The sequence below is a fragment of the Streptomyces sp. NPDC001750 genome, from assembly GCF_042892615.1.
Classification (GTDB): Bacteria; Actinomycetota; Actinomycetes; order Streptomycetales; family Streptomycetaceae; genus Streptomyces.
Map to the genome: position 1 here is coordinate 1 of NZ_JBIAUE010000080.1, position 3,017 is coordinate 3,017.

2 rRNA genes (1 of these 2 running past the window's edge) are annotated in these 3,017 nt (G+C 57.2%); both read left to right on the forward strand.

The features are described 5' to 3' along the window. A 16S ribosomal RNA gene (locus tag ACFYY6_RS38230) occupies positions 1-1,078 on the forward strand; the annotation flags it as partial. Between the two features lie 310 nt (positions 1,079-1,388). Then, a 23S ribosomal RNA gene (locus ACFYY6_RS38235) occupies positions 1,389-3,017 on the forward strand (it continues 1,691 nt past the right edge of the window).

Sequence of the window (3,017 nt, forward strand, 5' to 3'; positions counted from 1 at the left end):
AAGTGACGGTACCTGCAGAAGAAGCGCCGGCTAACTACGTGCCAGCAGCCGCGGTAATACGTAGGGCGCAAGCGTTGTCCGGAATTATTGGGCGTAAAGAGCTCGTAGGCGGCTTGTCGCGTCGGTTGTGAAAGCCCGGGGCTTAACCCCGGGTCTGCAGTCGATACGGGCAGGCTAGAGTGTGGTAGGGGAGATCGGAATTCCTGGTGTAGCGGTGAAATGCGCAGATATCAGGAGGAACACCGGTGGCGAAGGCGGATCTCTGGGCCATTACTGACGCTGAGGAGCGAAAGCGTGGGGAGCGAACAGGATTAGATACCCTGGTAGTCCACGCCGTAAACGTTGGGAACTAGGTGTTGGCGACATTCCACGTCGTCGGTGCCGCAGCTAACGCATTAAGTTCCCCGCCTGGGGAGTACGGCCGCAAGGCTAAAACTCAAAGGAATTGACGGGGGCCCGCACAAGCAGCGGAGCATGTGGCTTAATTCGACGCAACGCGAAGAACCTTACCAAGGCTTGACATACACCGGAAAGCATCAGAGATGGTGCCCCCCTTGTGGTCGGTGTACAGGTGGTGCATGGCTGTCGTCAGCTCGTGTCGTGAGATGTTGGGTTAAGTCCCGCAACGAGCGCAACCCTTGTTCTGTGTTGCCAGCATGCCTTTCGGGGTGATGGGGACTCACAGGAGACTGCCGGGGTCAACTCGGAGGAAGGTGGGGACGACGTCAAGTCATCATGCCCCTTATGTCTTGGGCTGCACACGTGCTACAATGGCCGGTACAATGAGCTGCGATGTCGTGAGGCGGAGCGAATCTCAAAAAGCCGGTCTCAGTTCGGATTGGGGTCTGCAACTCGACCCCATGAAGTCGGAGTTGCTAGTAATCGCAGATCAGCATTGCTGCGGTGAATACGTTCCCGGGCCTTGTACACACCGCCCGTCACGTCACGAAAGTCGGTAACACCCGAAGCCGGTGGCCCAACCCCTTGTGGGAGGGAGCTGTCGAAGGTGGGACTGGCGATTGGGACGAAGTCGTAACAAGGTAGCCGTACCGGAAGGTGCGGCTGGATCACCTCCTTTCTAAGGAGCACTTCTTACCTGGTTTCTTCGGAGCTGGGTCAGGGGCCAGTACATCGGCGAGTGTCTGATGCTGGTTGCTCATGGGTGGAACGTTGACTATTCGGCATGGCTTGGTTGTTGTTCGTTAGTACTGCTTCGGCGTGGAACGCGGGTGATGGCTGGGTTGTGTCGGGCACGTTGTTGGGTGTCTGAGGGTATGGCCGTGATGGTTGCCTTCAGTGCCGGTCCCGGTGTACTCGGATCTTTATGGTTCGGGGTGATGGGTGGCTGGTCGTTGTTTGAGAACTGCACAGTGGACGCGAGCATCTGTGGCCAAGTTTTTAAGGGCGCACGGTGGATGCCTTGGCACCAGGAACCGATGAAGGACGTGGGAGGCCGCGATAGGCCCCGGGGAGCTGTCAACCGAGCTTTGATCCGGGGGTGTCCGAATGGGGAAACCCGGCAGTCGTCATGGGCTGTCACCCGCTGCTGAACACATAGGCAGTGTGGAGGGAACGAGGGGAAGTGAAACATCTCAGTACCCTCAGGAAGAGAAAACAACCGTGATTCCGGGAGTAGTGGCGAGCGAAACTGGATGAGGCCAAACCGTATGCGTGTGATACCCGGCAGGGGTTGCGTTTACGGGGTTGTGGGTTCTTTCTTCTGCGGTCTGCCGGCCGTGGGACGAGTCAGAAACCGTTGATGTAGGCGAAGGACATGCGAAAGGTCCGGCGTAGAGGGTAAGACCCCCGTAGCTGAAACATTAGCGGCTCGTTTGGAAGATACCCAAGTAGCACGGGGCCCGAGAAATCCCGTGTGAATCTGGCGGGACCACCCGCTAAGCCTAAATATTCCCTGGTGACCGATAGCGGATAGTACCGTGAGGGAATGGTGAAAAGTACCGCGGGAGCGGAGTGAAATAGTACCTGAAACCGTGTGCCTACAAGCCGTGGGAGCGTCGCTGTTGTTCTTCGGGACAATAGTCGTGACTGCGTGCCTTTTGAAGAATGAGCCTGCGAGTTTGCGGTGTGTTGCGAGGTTAACCCGTGTGGGGAAGCCGTAGCGAAAGCGAGTCCGAATAGGGCGGTGGAGTAGCACGCTCAAGACCCGAAGCGGAGTGATCTAGCCATGGGCAGGTTGAAGCGGAGGTAAGACTTCGTGGAGGACCGAACCCACCAGGGTTGAAAACCTGGGGGATGACCTGTGGTTAGGGGTGAAAGGCCAATCAAACTCCGTGATAGCTGGTTCTCCCCGAAATGCATTTAGGTGCAGCGTCGTGTGTTTCTTGCCGGAGGTAGAGCACTGGATAGGCGATGGGCCCTACCGGGTTACTGACCTTAGCCAAACTCCGAATGCCGGTAAGTGAGAGCGCGGCAGTGAGACTGTGGGGGATAAGCTCCATGGTCGAGAGGGAAACAGCCCAGAGCATCGACTAAGGCCCCTAAGCGTACGCTAAGTGGGAAAGGATGTGGAGTCGCAGAGACAACCAGGAGGTTGGCTTAGAAGCAGCCATCCTTGAAAGAGTGCGTAATAGCTCACTGGTCAAGTGATTCCGCGCCGACAATGTAGCGGGGCTCAAGCGTACCGCCGAAGTCGTGTCAATCCAGTATTAACCTCTAACGGGGGCTGGGTTGGGTAGGGGAGCGTCGTGTGCCGGGTGAAGCAGCACTGGAAGGTAGTTGTGGACGGTTCACGAGTGAGAATGCAGGCATGAGTAGCGATACACACGTGAGAAACGTGTGCGCCGATTGACTAAGGGTTCCTGGGTCAAGCTGATCTGCCCAGGGTAAGTCGGGACCTAAGGCGAGGCCGACAGGCGTAGTCGATGGACAACCGGTTGATATTCCGGTACCCGCTTTGAGACGCCCAGTACTGAGCCCATTAATGCTAAGTCCGTGAAGCCGGCCTGATCTCTTCGGAGTTGAGGGTAGTGGTGGAGCCGATGACCCAAGGTGGTATA